Below are 16,143 nucleotides of genomic sequence, written 5' to 3' on the forward strand. Positions count from 1 at the left end.
CAATGGTGCTGAGAAAGCGCTTCTCGGCCTTCACGTCTGTCGCAATCGGACGAAACAGCGGCGGCTGCGCCTGGTTGGTCCGGTTGGTGCGGCCAAGGCCTTGGATCGCGGCGTCGGCCTTCCAGCCGGGCTCGAGCAGGTAATGGACGCGCAACCGGCGATTCCGCGCCGACAGTTCGGCATGGTAACTCCGCCCCGTGCCGCCGGCGTCGGAGAACACGAGGATGCGCTTGACGTCATCCATGAAGGCCGAGGTCTCGGCGAGATTGGCCGAGCCTGCGCGGTTTTCGACCACCAGCCGGTCGCCCTTGCGGATGACGCGGCGCGAGCGGCCCGTCACCTCGGCGACCAGTTCGGTGCCGAAGCGCTGGATGACCTGATCCAGTGCCCCAGGTACCGGCGGCAGCGAGGCAAGCTTCTCGATGAGGCGGTCACGGCGTGCGACGGCTTCCCGGCTCTCGACCGGCTGGCCGTCGCGATAGACAGGCCGGGAGCAGAGGTTACCTTCCGAGTCGGTGAAGGGTTCGTAGAGCTGGACCGGGAAGGAGTGGGCGAGGTAGTCGAGGACATACTCGCGCGGGGTGATGTCGACCTGGACGTCGCCCCATTCTTCAGTTGGAATCTCCGCGAGCCGGCGCTCCATCAGCGCTTCGCCCGTCGACACGATCTGGATGACCGCGGCGTGCCCAGCCTCAAGATCGTTCTCGATCGCACGGATCAGTGACGGGGTCTTCATCGAGGTCAGGAGGTGACCGAAGAAGCGCTGCTTCGCGCTTTCGAAGGCGGAGCGTGCCGCAGATTTGGCCTGCCCGTTCAGCGTTCCCGTTGCGCCGGTGATGTTGGCGGCCCGCATCGCCGCGTCCAGGTTATTATGGATGACGCTGAACGCACCGGCATAGGCGTCGTAAATGCGGACCTGCTCCGGCGTCAGTTGGTGCTCAACAAGCTCGTACTCGACGCCCTCGTAAGAGAGCGAGCGGGCTGCGTAGAGGCCGAGCGCCTTGAGGTCGCGCGCCAGCACCTCCATGGCCGCGACCCCACCCTCCTCGATCGCTTCGACGAACTCGGCACGGGTGGCGAACGGAAAGTCGGCGCCGCCCCAAAGGCCGAGGCGTTGGGCATAAGCGAGATTGTGGACCGTGGTTGCGCCCGTCGCCGACACATAGACCACGCGGGCATTCGGCAGCGCGTGCTGGAGCCTCAAGCCCGCGCGCCCCTGCTGAGAGGCCGCTTGGTCACCACGCTCGCCCTTGCCCCCGATCGCATTCTGCATGGCGTGGCTCTCGTCGAAGACGATCACTCCGTCGAAGTCCGAGCCCAACCATTCGACGATCTGCCTGACGCGCGAAAGCTTCTCGCCACGCTCGTCGGTCCGTAGCGTGGCGTAGGTGGTAAATAGGACGCCTTCCGCAAGCCGGATCCGGGTGCCCTGGCGAAACCGGGACAAGGGCGTAACGAGCAGGCGCTCCATCCCGAGCGCGGACCAATCGCGCTGCGCGTCCTCGATCAGCTTGTCGGATTTGCTGACCCAGACGGCACGTCGGCGGCCCTTGAGCCAGTTGTCGAGCAGAATCCCGGCGACCTGCCGGCCCTTGCCCGCGCCGGTGCCATCGCCCAAGAACCAGCCGCGGCGAAAGCGGACGGCATTCTCTGCGTCATCGCGCGCGGCGGCGATAACATCAAAGGTCGCATCGACCGTCCAGGAGCCCACGAGAAACTCAGAATGCGCCTCGCCGGCATAGATGACGCTCTCAAGTTGGGCGTCCGACAGAACTCCATCTGCCACCAGACTCGAAGGCAGGTGCGGACGATAGGATGGTTTCGGTGACGCAACGGACGCCATCGCCGCGGACTGCACGAGCTTGGTCGGGTGTGCGCACGATCCGGGAATACGGATCGATTGCAATCCGTATTCCTCGTAAAGGGCATCGGTGAGCCGGGTGCCTTCCGGCGGCGACCATTCGACCGTTTCGTATGTAAGTTCGACGCCTTCTGGCGCGGCGTCTCTCGAAGAAGACGATGAGCGTGGTGCAACGGCGCCCAGCGATCGCGACATAGCCGGCCGCTCGATAGCGACGATCTCCGGTGATATGGCGACGGGCAGCCTTGGAGGCACATGCTGGTTCACCAAGTCGAGCAAGGTAGCGACGTCGGCCGCCATGCCTGGCGAAGCCGGAAAAGCCGTCGGATCGGCAGCGGGCAGCTTGTCGATCACAAGCAGCCGTGTGTCGATTTGTGTTCCGTGCTTCGCGTAGATGGCGCCGTCGATCGCCGCAGAAAACGCTACCTGCCCGCGTTCCTGGAGCCGCACAAAGGCTTCTCGCCATGCCGGGTTATCCGGTGCGAAGCTGGCGCCAGTGATGGCGACAAGGCGTCCACCGTCGCCAAGACGCGCGAGCGCTGAAGCGATGTGACGGAGAGCCGCATCCGTCATCCGTCGGTCTACGTTCGTCAATGCCGAGAACGGCGGGTTCATCAGAACGACGCTCGGCACGACACTCGCGTCGAGGTGGTCGTCGATCTGTGCAGCATCGAACCGCGAGACCTTAACGCCTGCGAAGAGATGATCGAGCAGCGCCGCGCGGGCCTCGGCCAACTCGTTCAAGACCAGAACGCCGCCGGCGAGCTCGGCAAAGACGGCGAGCAAACCGGTCCCAGCAGAAGGCTCAAGAACGCGATCGGCCGGCGTAATGCCAGCCGCGGCGCATGCGGCCAGCCCAAGCGGGATCGGCGTCGAGAATTGCTGAAGCGCCTGGCTGTCCTCGGAACGCCGCGTGTGGGTCGGCAGACAGCTAGCGATCTTCGTGAGCATCGGCAGCATTGCTGCCGTCGACCCAGCCTTGGCACGCATCGCGGGGCCGAACTTGCGAAGGAACAGAACGGCTGCCGCCTCGCAGACGTCATAGGCGGTCTTCCAATTCCAAACGCCGGCCGTGTCCGAGGCGCCAAAGGCAGACTCCATGGCGCTACGCAGAACAGCGGCATCGATGCGACGGCCGCGTTCGAGCTCGGTCAGGACCTGTCGCGCGGCCCTGACAGCGGCAGAGGTGAGATTTGCAGCGGCACGCATGGAGAGCGGCGTGGCGATGCCGCCGGCAAGAGATTCGGTCATGGCAGGAATTCTTTCGGAGAGCAGGAATGGGTCGAACCATCAGGCGCTCTCCTTTGCCCCCGACGGCTCAAACCCTTCCCGGCCCGACTCTCACTCTCCGCCGTTCCCAATAAGAATGGGGACCAGCGCTACACACCGGTCCCCAAGCAACCGCGGGACGGCCAAAGCCGCCCCGCTCTGTGATGATCACTCAGCCGCGTCGAGATGTTGCGGATCTTCGTCGGCGGCGGTCTCCTGATCCTCCTCGTCGGCGAGGAATTCGGGCAGCCGGCCCGCCTCGCTCTCCTGCTCTGACGCCGCATCGGGATCGAGGAGACGCAACGGCTCCGGCAACCAACCCGAGCCATCCAGAAGTCGTTCAGCCTCCTTGGCCATGTCGGCCTTCTTCAGATGGTCGATCAGTTGCGCCGACGACTCGCCCTTGGCCTGCCGCACGGCATCCAGAATACGCGGCTTGGTAACCCGGCCGAGATAGTTGTCGACGGTCGGTCGCCAGCCGGCCTGCACCATGTCGAGCCCGACCGCGCGCGCCAGCACATCGGCCTGGTCGAGACGCGTGCGAACGCCATGGGCGGAGACGCGACCCTGATTGTAGCGATTGGCTGGCTCATGGACGGCGTTGACCGCAAACGACGCACAGTGGGCGAACAGCGACGCCTGTGCACCACCATCGAGAGCCGTCAGCGCATCCCAGAGATCGTTCTCGCTCTTTGGCAACCGTGCCTTCCAGACCTCATGTCGCGCCTCGACTGCTTTGGCCGAGACGCTTTCCCTCAGCCCCGGAGCTTGGGCGGGAAAGTTCGGCGTGCGAAGGCTGATCTCAAGACAGCTCCCGGACGATGCGAACCGGTAAAAGGCCGTCAGCACGAAGTTATGCAGAACTGCCTGGAACGCGACCGCTGGATTTCCCGCCAACGCATCACGCAATGTCAGTGTACGATGCGCCGTCAACTCGATGATGAGACGATCCGGCAAAGGTTTGGTCGCGTCCTCATCATCCTCCTCGGCATCAGCAGCGCCGCCTGCGACCGCGATGACCGTGCGCTGGACGGAAGGGCCCACTTCAAGACCTTCGGTCGACGACGCATCGGCGCCCTGCCCGACATCAGGATCAGTTGCCGGCACCTCGTCCTCCGGCCGGACGTAACCCCGGTCCACGGCGAGGCGTCCTTCGGAGTCGATGCTGATGAAGACACCAGCTCGGGCGATCTCCGCCGGTTCGTAAAGCATCGGCCGGTCTTCGAATGCAGCCAGGGCCGACTCGATTTCGCCGAGACGCTGATCGACCTCGTCGGGCAACTCGTCGGCATCCCGGTAGTCGACTTCCAGCTTGGCTTGCTCGGCGTTCAGCGCATCGATGGTGGCCTGCTCCTCAGGCGAGAGATCGACGGGCTTGCCTTCGATTTGTCGTAGGCCTTGAGTGTGACCGTAGGGGAAATCTACGGCGACCGAGATCCACTTCCAGCCTTCGGCAGCAATCGTCTCAGCTTCGGCCTTGAGCTTCTCGGTTACGAGGCGGTCGAGCAAGACGACGTCCTGAAGCCAGCCGCCGTCGTCGTGCTCGAACAGATCCCGCAGAACGCCGCCACCCGCGCTCTGATAGGCATCGAGGCCCACAAATTGGGCCCGGGGATCGGAACCGCGCACGGTGTTCTCCGTGAGCAGCCGGCGGATCTGGTATGGCTCGTCATAACCGGAGCGGCTGACATTCTCCCAGACTTGCTCCTGGCGGGCGTGATCGGCCGTGACCGAGAACGCCATGAGCTGCTCGAGGGTCATGCCGTCTTCGGCATAGACCTCATGCAGCTTTGGCGAGACCGACGCCAGGCGCAGGCGCTGCTTGACGATTGCAGGGTTCACGAAATGACGCGCGGCAATGTCTTCCTCGCTCATGCCGAGATCGCGGAGTGTCTGGAAGGCCCTAAACTGATCAAGCGGATGCAGGCCGACCCGCTCATCGTTCTCCGCCACCGAATCGTCCTCGGCGATGCCCCCTTCACGCACAACGCACGGCACCGCCTGCGTCTTTGACATCCGCTTCTGTTTTACCAGGAGCTCGAGAGCGCGATAGCGCCTGCCGCCCGCTGGCACCTCGAACATGCCGGTCTCGTTGCCATCTGCATCGACGACGGCCCGGACACTCAGACCTTGCAGAAGCGTACGCTGCGCGATGCTCTCGGCTAGCTGCTCGATCGAGACACCGGCCTTGACGCGGCGAACGTTCGACTGGCCGAGCACGAGCTTGTTGAAGGGAATGTCCCGAGAAGGGGACAGCGTGATCTTTTGTACGGCTTTCGTCATTTTGGCTCTCCACGACGGGTGGCCGTGAGACTCTCTCTCGGCTTCCAACCCGTCGCGAACAGCCTCCCCTCCTCTCACTCTCGCGCGAGGCCAGGCATCACGCCGTCTCGTGATCGGCGACAGCCGAATCCAGCGATGCGGGCTCAATGGACCCGGGAACGAAACCGAGCAAATAGTCCGCGGCCTTGCTCGCCTGCGAGGCGGCCCGCACGATGGCGCGATTGTCTTCACGCAGGACTTCGAGCCAGGAGCCGATATAGTCGGCATGGCGCACGGTGGGGACGATCCCTAGCGACGCGCAGCTGAACGCGGAACTCAATTCGGCGACCAGCTCTTCGAAGGCATATTTCTTGGTACCGTAGGATCCGCTCTGGTCGCGATTGAGACGCGACGGGTGCCCAGTCGCATGACCGAGTTCATGCAAGGCCGTACGGTGCCAGTTGATGGGTTCGAAATAGGCCTGCGGCGGCGGGACCTGAACATAGTCTTCGGCTGTTGCATAGAATGCGCGATCTCCACCGATCCGAAATGGAATTCCGCTGGCCGTGATCAGGGCATCGACCGTCGGTTCGATGAGGCCGGCCGGCGGCGGCGGCGCAGCGGTGGCAATGTCGTCGGGCAGTTGCTCGCACTGATCGGTGTTGAAAACGGTAAATCGCTTGAGGAACGGGATCGCCTGCGCGTCTTCGCCGGTCTCGGCGGCGCGGCGCTTTTCATCATTCGGCACGAAACGATCCGCGTAGACGACGGTAGTCCCGCGCTCTCCCTTGCGAACGTGGCCGCCAAGAGAGAGTGCCTGGCGGAAAGTGAGCCAACTTTGACCGGTAAATCCGCGTTCGATCACGACTCCCCAGAGGATGAGGATGTTCACACCACTGTATTGCCGGTTGGTCGACGCATTTTTCGGCATGGCCAGCGGCGCTTTCGCCGCGGCAGTACCCCAGGGCTGAACCCAGGGGACGCGTCCGGCCTCAAGCTCGGCGATGATCTTGTCGGTGATTTCGTTGTAGAGGTTCGCCCGGTCCTGGCCGGCGCGCGCGCAAGCATTAGGGTTTGACATCGCGGGTCTCCGCGACGGGCACCGCGAGCCTCTCTCGCAGATTGTAACCCGTCACGGAAAACCAGCCTGCACTCTTACTCTCAGCTTCTTGCCTTAGGCCGCAGGCCTGATCCGGCGTGCGCCAGGGGCGCATCGCCCCAAGAGAAATGGCACCCGCAGGAGCGTGAGCATAGCGACGCCGAAGGCGGCACGCGGGACCGAGTGCAGCGACGAGACCGGTTAAAAGGGCACCCGGGAACGGGGCAGTGATAACGATCGCCGCAGGCGAGCCCCTTTTCCGAGTGCCCCCGGCGAGGAGCACCAAAGCTCTGGCGCGAGGGATCGAAGCCGCAGGCCGAGACGCGGCGCGGCTCGGTTCACGAGAGCCCGGTGCGGCCCTGGCCGCACGCGCACAACCACTAAAAGACTTGAGCGAAAGTGATGCTGGCAATCCTGCGAGAACAGCCTGGCAATTTCACAGTGGTCTCAGAACGGGCGAAAACCTTGTCCTCTGCTGACTGAGAATCCCAGCCTTGTGTTAGCAGCCGGAACAAACGGCGGACCACTAGATTCGTGTATTCGGAGTTATTCAATGCTGATGACCAGTGAGCGAAGGCCGGCGATACGGACACTGCAGGGTTGGGCGATCCACGTGCTCCAGGAAGCGGGCGCCATCCGCGAATGCGAAGAGCATGGTTGGATGCAGGACCGCGCCGATCCGCATGCACGAGAGCGAGCCTTCGATATTGCCCGTCGAGACCCGCCAGCAGACGTCTCCCGTCAAGCCGCGGAGGCCGCGCTTCACGACGTGCTCGACTCGATTGGCGATACCTGCCCAGAATGCCCCCCTGACGAGGAGGACCCGCGCTAAGCACCGACGCCGACCCGTCTGCTACTCAGCGGCCTAGCCGTTTCTCCACCCGCTTGCGCGCGTTGCCGACCTTTTTGACGGCCTTTTTCACCGCCGGCGCCGACTTTCCGGTCTTCTTCGCCTCGTACTGCACTTCGTAGTCCTGCCCGCCTGCCACCCGCGCCCGGTCCTGCTTTCGTCCGCGCGCCGTTTTGCTCTTCTTCGCTGCCGCCATCGGTGCCTCCTGTTGGGACATCGAAGCAACGCGACAGGGATTCGCAGGTTCCGGAACGATTCGAACTGTGCCAATTTGAATCGGCTGTAGCGTGGAGTTCTTCAGTGGCGTTTCAGCGTAACAAGCCGGCGGCTATCGGCGTCAAGGCGCCTTTCCCCGCCTTCATCGAACCGGCCCTGGCATCCTCGACAGAGAAAGTGCCGTCGGGAGAGCGCTGGATCCACGAAATCAAGTTCGACGGCTACCGTGTTCAGGTCCATCTGGCCAACGAGACGGCGAAGATCTCCACCCGGCGCGGCCACGATTGGACGCACCGCTTCAAGAAGGTCGCTCATGACGCCTGGCGGATCAAGGCGAACTCTGCGGTGGTGGACGGCGAGATCGTGGTGCCAGCTGCCGATGGCACGACCGACTTCTCGGTCCTGCAGAACGAGCTCAAGGGTAAGTCGAGGAGCATCGTGCTCGTGGCGTTCGATCTGCTCTATCTGAACGGCCGAGATATCCGGAAGCTACCGCTTTTTCAGCGCAAGGCCGAACTCAAGAAGATCCTGACCGGCACCGACATCCAGTTCAGCGAAAGCTTCGCGATAGACGGCCGCGAGATGTTTGCGCACGCCTGCAAGCTTGGCCTCGAAGGTGTCGTCTCGAAGGTCCGGGACGGCGCCTATCCGGCCGGACGCACGAATGACTGGGTCAAGAAGACCTGCGTGCAGCGTGAGACCCTGACTATTGCGGGTTTCGCGCTCGATGGAACGAAGTGGGACGGCATCTACGTCGGCCGGCGTAAGGGCGACGATCTAATATACGCCGGGAAGGTGGACCATGGATTCGACAAGGCATCAGCCGCCGACCTTCAGAAGCGTCTGAAGCCGCTGATCCGCAAGACGCAGCCTTATGCAAAGCGGATTGCGCACAAAGGAATCTGGGTCGAGCCCAAGCTGCTGGCCGAGATAGAGTACCGTGCAAAATCAGCGGAGGGAAAAGTCCGTCATCCCTTCTTCAGGGGGCTTCGGGAGGATCTGTAATGGATGCCTTTGACCGCTTCTGGGAGTGGGCGGAAAAGCCGCTCGATAGTCCGCTGACGATCCCTGCGGAGCTCCATCGAGCGGTTATGGAGCTGTCTCCGGAGGACAGGCGGGACCGCGCAAAGGTCAATGAGGCCGCAGGGCGGGCGGTTTCCGACCGATAGTTACCAGCGAGCGCCCAGTCTGAGCGCGCCCGCTCGAGACCCACCATTCAAGATTGACCTGCTTGAATTGGACAGTGTCCGAATTCGCGAAACGGAGTATGATCTGGTCATCACCGGCAAAGGCACTCTGCCCGCGGGCACCGGTGACTGAGAGACCAATCGCGCTCCCGCCTGCAGCAGGAGCCACCAATGTCTCATTATTCCGAACGTGTCATCCTTGCCCGTCACCATGTTGCCAAAGGACGTCAGATCGTCGAAAGGCAGCAACGGATGGTCCGCAAGGGTGGCGCAAACATCGCAGAAGCTCTGAAGCTCCTGGCTCTCTTTGAAGCAACGCAAAATATCTTCGAGGATGATCTGGAGCGCATCTTGCGGGAAGAGCGCAACTGCTAAGGCTCGCGACTTGGCAGTTTAGAGTCTGGCAATTTCCGGTCTCGGCGGCAAATCAGGCGTCAACGCTAAGACACGAGATGGTCGCACTTTGAGACCTAGCCTCGCGCGCGTCGTAACGCGACTTCCAACCGGGCCTTCTCCTTTTCCCAACGCGCTTCCTCGTCCCGCGCGCTTTCCTCAAGAACTTCGAGCTGTTGTTGAATGTCAGCGGCCTTTTCTTCGTGCTTGCGACGGGCCGCGTCCAAGGCACTTTGCGCCTTGTCGACGGCGTGCTGCCGTCGCTCACGCTCCTTCTGCCGGACGGCCTCCTCCTTGGCACGTTCGCGCTCCCGTTGCATCTGCTCCTTCTCTAAAGCAAGTGCAGCCTTCCGGTCGGCCGCATCGTCGTGGGCCCGCTTAGAAGGCTTCCGCGGTTGACGGCGGCCTGTCTTCTTTGAGCTGCCGCTGGCAAGGTCGGTAGGTAGCTCGGCATGCTCCCTGAATGGCCCGTTGGAGCCGACGGGTCTCTTCAGAACGATGCCCGGCGCAGCCATAGTCGCCTCGATGACGTCCGGATCGTCGCTTTCCTTCGCCGCGCCCTGGTGGAAGAGATTGCTGTCAGCGCCCCAGGCTTCGAGGGCCGCTTTCATGGAGGGAGCGGCGATCGCCAGATCGAAGAAGCCCAGCGAGGTCTGATAGGTCTTCAGTTTTCTGGCCATCGGTCTGATCCGCCCTCGTCGATCGTCAACGTCTCGCACGCCACCATGCCTGCGGAACACGACGCGGCCCCGAAGCGTTCCCCAATCCTTGAAGGACGTCCATGCATTTCGCAACGCGCTCTTAAGGATTGGCCTTGAATGAGCCGGATGTCGACCCTGCCCAAGCGCCTGCAGCCGATGCTTGCTACGCTTACCGAGGCGCCGTTCGACGACCCCAGCTGGGTTTTCGAGGACAAGTACGACGGCTTCCGGATGATCGCGGAAATCCGGCGGGGCAAAGTTGCGCTCTACAGCCGCAACGGCAAGATAATCAGCCGCAGCTATATTGAGGTCGCCAAAGCGCTGGAGGGCGTGAAGGGCGACGCCGTGATCGATGGTGAGCTTGTCGCGATCGGTAAGGATGGCGTCTCACATTTCCAGTTGCTTCAAAACGCGCTGCGCCATGAGGCGAAGCTGCTGTACTGCGCCTTCGATCTCATGTTTGAGAACGCAGCGGACTTGCGCAACCACCCCCTCCTCGAGCGGAAGAAGCGGTTGAAGGCAATACTGCCGCGCGACAAGTTGATCGCCTTCAGCCATCACCGCAAAGCGAACGGCATGAAATTCTTCGCCGAGGCCGAGCGGAAGGGTCTGGAAGGCGTCATGGCGAAGCGCGCCGACAGCGCGTATGCGTCCGGAAGCCGGACGGCGGATTGGCTGAAGATCAAGACAGCAAAGCGGCAGGAAGTGGTGATCGCGGGCTTCACGGCGCCGAGGCGTACAAGACCATACTTCGGCGCCCTGGTCCTCGCCGTGCGGGAAGACGACACATGGCGCTATATCGGACATGTTGGCACTGGCTTCAGCCACAAGGTCCTGGAAGACCTCCACGCCAAGCTCGTGAAGCTGACGATCCCGAAATCACCCTTCCCTGCCAAAGTGAAGGACGAGGCCGCCACGACCTGGGTCAAGCCCTCGTTGGTCGCCGAGGTCAAATTTGCGCAGTGGACGAGCAAGGGCGAACTGCGCCAGCCCGTCTACCTCGGGCTCAGGTCCGACAAGCGGGCGAAGGATGTCGTGCGTGAGCGAGAACGTCCGCGCAAGTAGCTTCCCTTCGGCGAAAGCCGGCAAAAAGGATTGATGCACTCTCCGCCGACACTCACTCGCCTCCAAGGTCGTGGATTTCCGGTCGCATGCCGTCAGGCGTGAGTTCGAGCGTCGCAAACGTGATCGGCAGCTTGAAACGCCGAGGTCCCGCGCTGCCGGGATTCAGGTAGAGAATGCCACCGACCGTGTCGATCTTCGGTACGTGGGAATGCCCGGAGACGATGACGTCGAAGCCGGCGCCGAGATCGGTCTTCAGCGTCTTCAGGTCGTGCAGAACGTAGATCGACTTACCTGCCAGACGGACGAGTTTCGTGTCGGGGTAGTCGCGAGCCCACTTGCCACTGTCCACGTTTCCACGAACGGCCGTGACGGGTGCGATCCGGCGAAGCGCGTCGACGATCTCGGGGCGTCCCATGTCGCCGGCATGAATGATGTGATCGACGCCCGTCAGGCCTCGCTCCGCCTCGGACCTCAACAGGCCGTGCGTGTCCGAAATGACTCCAATCCTGAACATCATTTCCCGACGCTCTCAGCCGAGATCGCCAAAAGACGATCGAGAAACTCTACCTGAGCGGACAGCATCTTGGTCCGCGCTAACTCGATATCAAACCATTCCGCGCGGTCGACTTCGGGAAAGCTCTGCCGTCGACCGCTTCGAGGCGGCCATTCGACATCGAAGGTATTGCTGGTCAGTGCTGCCGGATCAAAGTGTCCCTCGCCGCCGAATGCGATGACGCGCTTGCCTCCTCGCTGTCGGACCTCCCCCAGCGCCTGGAGTGGACCAATCGAAGCGCTCGGGCCGAGTTCTTCGGCAAATTCTCGTTGAGCAACGTTCTCCGGAACATCATTGGCATCGATTTCGCCCTTTGGAATGGACCAGGCGCCATCATCCTTCTCACGCCAGAACGGACCGCCGGGATGAACGAGCAGAACCTCGAGCCCCCGAGCTCCTCCCTTGCGGTATGCGAGAATGCCCGCGCTCAAGGTCGATCTCCTGGAAGTCTTTTTCACCGCAGCCATATGGCTCCTACTTTGCAGAGCAATCGAGAGCCGGCGAGCCGTCGTCCCGCCATACGGGACCGCGTTCGCCAAGCGCCTGCTTAGCTTCGTCCGCGGTCCTATGCACCGTTACTTCGGCCTCGCGCTCGGCCGCCTTCCTGGCGCACGCACCTACCCGCCGGGTCGCCATTAGACGGCGACGAGATGATCTCGCGTGACCTCGTTGAGACGGATTTGCCATTCGCCAGAGCCTGCCACGGACGACGAAGGAGTGCCGTCCGGCGTCACCGGATGCTTCACGACACCTAAGCCGACTTCCGCTGCGGCTTGGCCGCCGGCTTTTTCGCCGCGGCCTCCTTCGCCGGCTTCTTGCCTGCGATCGGCATCAGCATTTCCTTCTGCCCGGCCGCCGCCTTGCGCGGCTTTTTTCCTGATTTCTTGGGTGCCTCTGTCGCTGAGGCGCCCTCTCTTCCGATGCTCTTTCGCAGCGCGTCGATCAGGTCCACCACGTTCTCGCCGCGGGGACGCGCTTTCGCGGTGATGGGTTTGCCGGCGCGCTTCTGATTGATCAGTTCGATGAGGGCGGTTTCGTATTGGTCTTCGAACTTGTCCGGCTCGAAATGGCCCGCCTTCTGATTGACGATGTGCTTGGCGAGATCAAGCATGTCCTTGGTGACTTTGACATCCTGAATGTCGTCGAAATACTCATCAGCTGAACGGACTTCGTAAGGATAGCGCAGTAGCGTTCCCATCAGGCCCTTGTCCAACGGCTCCAGCGCGATGATGTGCTCGCGATTGGTCAGCACCACACGGCCGATCGCGACCTTGTTCATCTCGCGGATGGTTTCCCGAATAACGGCGAAAGCATCGTGCCCGACTTTACCGTCGGGACGCAGATAGTAGGGGCGAATGAGATATCGCGGATCGATCTCGCTGCGGTCGACGAACTCGTCGATTTCGATCGTTCGCGTTGATTCCAGTGCGACGTTCTCTAGCTCCTCCTTCGTCACCTCGATGAAGGTGTCCGTGTCGACCTTGTAGCCTTTGACGATGTCCTCGTTGTCGACCTCCTCGCCGGTATCGGCATCCACCTTAGCGTACTTGATCCGATGGCCGGTCTTTCGATTCAGCTGGTTGAACGAGACCTTTTCGGATTCCGACGTGGCCGGATAGAGCGCAACCGGACAGGTGACGAGGGAAAGACGCAGGAAGCCTTTCCAGTTGGCGCGGGGGGCCATCGCGGGGAACTCCATTACTGATGCCGGATTAAAGACGAACGACCGGGCTTGGTTCCGACATCGCGACCCGCCCCACAGCGGGATTTTTCTCATCGGCCTGCCTGGCCGGACTCGACATTTGTTCTTGTTATGTTCTAATTCGGGCATGACCGACCGACCCGCGAGCTGGCGCATGCCGACCCCGAAACAGATGGAAAAATTGGCCGCTGAAGCCGACCGCAGACGAGCGCCGCCCGCTGCGGGTCCAGATGCCCCCCTCCCGGCCGAATATTGGGAATCGGTCCTGAAAGACGCACGCGCCGGCACGACCGGGGCTCAGATGCGGCAGCGACGTCTTTCCGAGATTCAGCGTCACGTGCTGCGCGTCTCCTGCCGCCGCTGCGAGCGGACCGTGGAAATCCAGACCGCTGATGCCGTTCGACTGTATGGCGCCAACGCGCTCTGGAAGGACGTCGCGCAGCGGCTGCTCGACAATACCTGCCGGCAGCGCACCGGCAGGCATGAAGAAGACGGGTGCTGGCCAGCGTTCGAGACGCCGTAGCCGCTCTGGATTTGCCGATCCGATCTCTTTGCGCCTGGATGTCTGGATGGCCCCGAAGTATCACCCTACGCCCTTGTCGGGCGGCGATCGCAAGGCTCTGGCGAAAGAGCTCGGCAAGGCACGCGCGATGGCCAGCATGCTGGCGACCCAATCGGCGGAGATGCGGGCCAAAGGCGGGGCGATGATCCAGCAAGCCGACAGGCTGCTTTGCGAAAGCTGGAACGAGCGGATGTGGAGTGACGGCGAACCGATCGATCCGTCGCCGACCATCGATCAGGCCGTAAATGGAGGCTTCCCCTGGCTGGAGATCAGGTGCGCGCGCTGCAAGACGCCGAGCGATGTCGACCTGGCCGCGATGAAGCACCCGCCGACCACCTTCGTGCACGATCTCGCCAGCCGGCTGCGCTGTCGCAAATGTGCCAAGGCCGGCCGGCGTCCATCCGCGACTCTGCTACAGTTGACCTGGCAGCCGCGCCACCCTCGAGCCGAATCCTGACCGATGTGCAATCTTTATTCGATCACGACCAATCAAGCCGCGATCAACGCGCTGTTCCGCGTTGTCAACCGATACGTTGGAAATCTGGCGCCGATGCCGGGGGATTTTCCCGACTACAAGGCACCGATCGTGCGCAACGGAGTGGAGGGCCGCGAGCTCGCTACGGCGCGATGGGGAATGCCGTCGTCATCAAAGGCGCTGATGGACGCCACGAAGAAGCGAGCCGAGAAGCTGCAGGCCAAGGGCAAGGCAGTGGATTTCAAGGAATTGCTGCGAATGGAGCCGGACGGCGGCACGACCAACATCCGCAATGTGAAGAGCAAGCACTGGACGCGATGGCTGGGGACTGAAAATCGCTGCGTGGTGCCGTTCAACTCGTTCAGCGAGTTCAACAAGGCCGAGGGCGGTGATATCTGGTTCGCGCTCGATGAGACACGTCCCCTCGCCTGCTTCGCCGGTATCTGGACCAACTGGACGTCCGTCCGGAAGGTCAAGGAAGGCGAGACGACCAACGACCTCTACGCGTTCCTCACGACGGAGCCCAACGCCGAGGTCGGCGCCATCCACCCCAAGGCGATGCCGGTGATCCTGACAACGCCAGATGAAGTCGAGACCTGGATGACGGCCCCTGCGGACGAAGTACTGAAATTGCAAAGGCCGCTTCCGGACGGAAGCCTCCGGGTCGTCGCTCGCGGCGTCAAGGAAGACCCAATAGGGCCGACGACGTGACGGACGAGACCGACTACCAAACGGGGCCAGCACCGCATCAGCGCAAGATCATTCTGTCGATATAGACATCTTCTACGCATCAGTGGAGCAGCGGGACAATCCGGACTTGCGTGGCAAGCCAGTCGCTGTGGGCGGGATCGAAAGAGCGCGGTGTCGTAGCTGCAGCGAGCTATGAGGCGCGAAAGTTTGGAGTTAGGTCGGCATTGCCGTCAGTGACAGCCAAACGGCAATGCAAAGAGCTAATTTTCGTAAAGCCGCCGCGCTTCGAAGTCTACAAGGAGGTCTCTCGACACGTCCGGACAATCTTCGCGGAGCATTCTGACGTCATTGAGCCCCTGTCGTTAGATGAGGCCTACCTAGATGTCACCGAGAACATCCAAGGCCTCCCAATCGCGACAGAGATCGCGACCTTGATTAGAGTCAAGATCCTGAGCGAGACAGGCCTGACCGCGTCTGCCGGCATCTCTTACAATAAGTTCCTGGCAAAACTTGCGTCCGACCAACGGAAGCCCAACGGACAGTTCGTGATCACGCCAAAGATGAGGCCGAGCTTCGTTCAGGATCTCCCAGTCGGCAAATTCCATTGAATCGGACCGGCGACCAGTGCGAAGATGCATGGCCTTGGCATCTTCACCGGCATGAATATGCGCAATCAGTCGCTCGAGTTCATGAACGCCAATTTTGGGAAAGCTGGGGCGTATTATTACTGGATCTCGCGGGGGATTGACGAGCGTCCTGTCCGTGCCAACCGAATCCGAAGGTCCGTCGGCGCCGAAAGCACGTTTCGCGGGACTTGGCAGACCACGAAGCGCTGACCATCGAACTGCGCCCACTGGTCGACAAGGTCCGGCAACACTGCGAGGCGACGGGCGCGCGAGGCCAAACGGCGATCCTTTTCAGATTTCGAGCTGATCACTCGCAGCACGTCCGTACGCATGAACGACACCGCGGACGATCTCTCTAGCCTGGCTCTTGAACTATTAGCGCAACTTATGCCGCCAAAGAGGCCGATCCGGTTTATCGGTTTTTCTGTTTTGGGGGTTTGTTGGGTCAGGGCTCGATGATGATCAATTGCCTCTCATGCTGGCTTGATTTGGCGGGTCCAACCGCATCTCGTTGCTGCTTGCAATAGGTGCCATCCACTCCCCCAATTTACACAGAGCATGCTTGGGAAAACGCGCAAAATATCGCTTTGCAGTCGATAACTCTGACCCAAAGCATATACTGCGCTATCATA

The 16,143-nt window shown here is 62.0% G+C and carries 18 protein-coding genes; 10 read left to right on the forward strand and 8 right to left on the reverse strand.

Features of this window, described 5'->3' with window-relative positions; translation table 11 throughout:
- The 3 genes from Q0239_RS07400 to Q0239_RS07410 all read right to left on the reverse strand — a co-directional run.
- Positions 1 to 3,070: strawberry notch-like NTP hydrolase domain-containing protein (locus tag Q0239_RS07400; protein ID WP_298600645.1), on the reverse strand; the 3,070-nt coding region annotated here is incomplete at its 3' end.
- A gap of 228 nt (positions 3,071 to 3,298) precedes the next feature.
- Positions 3,299 to 5,413 carry a ParB/RepB/Spo0J family partition protein gene (locus tag Q0239_RS07405; RefSeq protein WP_006018709.1) on the reverse strand — a complete coding sequence of 705 codons (2,115 nt, stop codon included), beginning with the start codon at positions 5,411 to 5,413 and terminating at the stop codon, positions 3,299 to 3,301.
- Positions 5,414 to 5,510: 97 nt separating this feature from the next.
- Positions 5,511 to 6,473, reverse strand: coding sequence for a zincin-like metallopeptidase domain-containing protein (locus tag Q0239_RS07410; protein ID WP_024337240.1), 963 nt, complete (start codon positions 6,471 to 6,473; stop codon positions 5,511 to 5,513).
- A 571-nt stretch (positions 6,474 to 7,044) separates the two neighbouring features.
- Here Q0239_RS07410 and Q0239_RS07415 point away from each other — a divergent pair.
- Complete coding sequence (locus Q0239_RS07415) at positions 7,045 to 7,323, forward strand: hypothetical protein (protein ID WP_006022624.1); 279 nt, start codon at positions 7,045 to 7,047, stop codon at positions 7,321 to 7,323.
- Between the two features lie 25 nt (positions 7,324 to 7,348).
- Here the strand turns inward: Q0239_RS07415 and Q0239_RS07420 are convergent, their stop codons facing one another.
- Positions 7,349 to 7,537: a DUF3606 domain-containing protein gene (locus Q0239_RS07420; protein ID WP_006022625.1), complete on the reverse strand. Its 189-nt coding sequence runs from the start codon at positions 7,535 to 7,537 to the stop codon at positions 7,349 to 7,351.
- Between the two features lie 104 nt (positions 7,538 to 7,641).
- On the opposite strand from Q0239_RS07420, the gene ligD (Q0239_RS07425) reads away from it, so the two are divergent.
- The 3 genes from ligD (Q0239_RS07425) to Q0239_RS07435 all read left to right on the forward strand — a co-directional run bounded on the left by ligD (Q0239_RS07425) (position 7,642) and on the right by Q0239_RS07435 (position 9,119).
- Complete coding sequence (ligD, locus tag Q0239_RS07425; protein ID WP_006022626.1) at positions 7,642 to 8,562, forward strand: non-homologous end-joining DNA ligase; 921 nt, start codon at positions 7,642 to 7,644, stop codon at positions 8,560 to 8,562.
- Positions 8,562 to 8,726 carry a hypothetical protein gene (locus Q0239_RS07430; protein ID WP_006022627.1) on the forward strand — a complete coding sequence of 55 codons (165 nt, stop codon included), beginning with the start codon at positions 8,562 to 8,564 and terminating at the stop codon, positions 8,724 to 8,726. Before ligD (Q0239_RS07425) ends, Q0239_RS07430 begins: the two co-directional genes overlap by 1 nt.
- Positions 8,727 to 8,915: 189 nt before the next feature.
- Positions 8,916 to 9,119 (forward strand): hypothetical protein, encoded by a 204-nt coding sequence (locus tag Q0239_RS07435; RefSeq protein ID WP_006022628.1) that lies wholly within the window; start codon positions 8,916 to 8,918, stop codon positions 9,117 to 9,119.
- A gap of 95 nt (positions 9,120 to 9,214) precedes the next feature.
- On the opposite strand, the gene Q0239_RS07440 is transcribed toward Q0239_RS07435, so the two are convergent.
- On the reverse strand, positions 9,215 to 9,817 hold the full coding sequence (locus tag Q0239_RS07440) for a hypothetical protein (RefSeq protein ID WP_006022629.1): 603 nt from the start codon (positions 9,815 to 9,817) through the stop codon (positions 9,215 to 9,217).
- Positions 9,818 to 9,955: 138 nt separating this feature from the next.
- On the opposite strand from Q0239_RS07440, the gene ligD (Q0239_RS07445) reads away from it, so the two are divergent.
- On the forward strand, positions 9,956 to 10,903 hold the full coding sequence (gene ligD / locus Q0239_RS07445; RefSeq protein WP_006022630.1) for a non-homologous end-joining DNA ligase: 948 nt from the start codon (positions 9,956 to 9,958) through the stop codon (positions 10,901 to 10,903).
- A gap of 52 nt (positions 10,904 to 10,955) precedes the next feature.
- On the opposite strand, the gene Q0239_RS07450 is transcribed toward ligD (Q0239_RS07445), so the two are convergent.
- From Q0239_RS07450 to Q0239_RS07460, 3 genes are all read right to left on the reverse strand, one after another.
- Positions 10,956 to 11,420 carry a metallophosphoesterase family protein gene (locus tag Q0239_RS07450; RefSeq protein ID WP_006022631.1) on the reverse strand — a complete coding sequence of 155 codons (465 nt, stop codon included), beginning with the start codon at positions 11,418 to 11,420 and terminating at the stop codon, positions 10,956 to 10,958.
- Complete coding sequence (locus tag Q0239_RS07455; protein WP_006022632.1) at positions 11,417 to 11,887, reverse strand: NUDIX domain-containing protein; 471 nt, start codon at positions 11,885 to 11,887, stop codon at positions 11,417 to 11,419. Before Q0239_RS07455 ends, Q0239_RS07450 begins: the two co-directional genes overlap by 4 nt.
- A 320-nt stretch (positions 11,888 to 12,207) precedes the next feature.
- The gene (locus Q0239_RS07460) at positions 12,208 to 13,155 is read right to left on the reverse strand and encodes a Ku protein (RefSeq protein ID WP_298600625.1); all 948 of its coding nucleotides are present in this window, start codon (positions 13,153 to 13,155) and stop codon (positions 12,208 to 12,210) included.
- 130 nt (positions 13,156 to 13,285) lie between these two features.
- Between Q0239_RS07460 and Q0239_RS07465 the strand changes: the two genes are divergently transcribed.
- From Q0239_RS07465 to Q0239_RS18185, 5 genes are all read left to right on the forward strand, one after another.
- The gene (locus Q0239_RS07465) at positions 13,286 to 13,681 is read left to right on the forward strand and encodes a hypothetical protein (protein ID WP_024337238.1); all 396 of its coding nucleotides are present in this window, start codon (positions 13,286 to 13,288) and stop codon (positions 13,679 to 13,681) included.
- A 46-nt stretch (positions 13,682 to 13,727) separates the two neighbouring features.
- A complete protein-coding gene (locus Q0239_RS07470; protein ID WP_006022635.1) occupies positions 13,728 to 14,177 on the forward strand; it encodes a hypothetical protein in 450 nt (149 codons plus the stop codon).
- A gap of 3 nt (positions 14,178 to 14,180) precedes the next feature.
- Positions 14,181 to 14,906 carry an SOS response-associated peptidase gene (locus Q0239_RS07475; protein ID WP_006022636.1) on the forward strand — a complete coding sequence of 242 codons (726 nt, stop codon included), beginning with the start codon at positions 14,181 to 14,183 and terminating at the stop codon, positions 14,904 to 14,906.
- Positions 14,907 to 15,016: 110 nt separating this feature from the next.
- A complete protein-coding gene (locus tag Q0239_RS07480) occupies positions 15,017 to 15,493 on the forward strand; it encodes a DNA polymerase IV (RefSeq protein ID WP_006022637.1) in 477 nt (158 codons plus the stop codon).
- A 348-nt stretch (positions 15,494 to 15,841) separates the two neighbouring features.
- Entirely contained in the window at positions 15,842 to 15,970 is a 129-nt protein-coding gene (locus Q0239_RS18185; RefSeq protein ID WP_367276075.1) for a hypothetical protein, read from the forward strand.
- The last annotated feature ends 173 nt before the right edge of the window (positions 15,971 to 16,143 follow it).

Source organism: uncultured Sphingorhabdus sp. (genome assembly GCF_937872355.1).
GTDB lineage: Bacteria > Pseudomonadota > Alphaproteobacteria > Sphingomonadales > Sphingomonadaceae > Sphingorhabdus_B.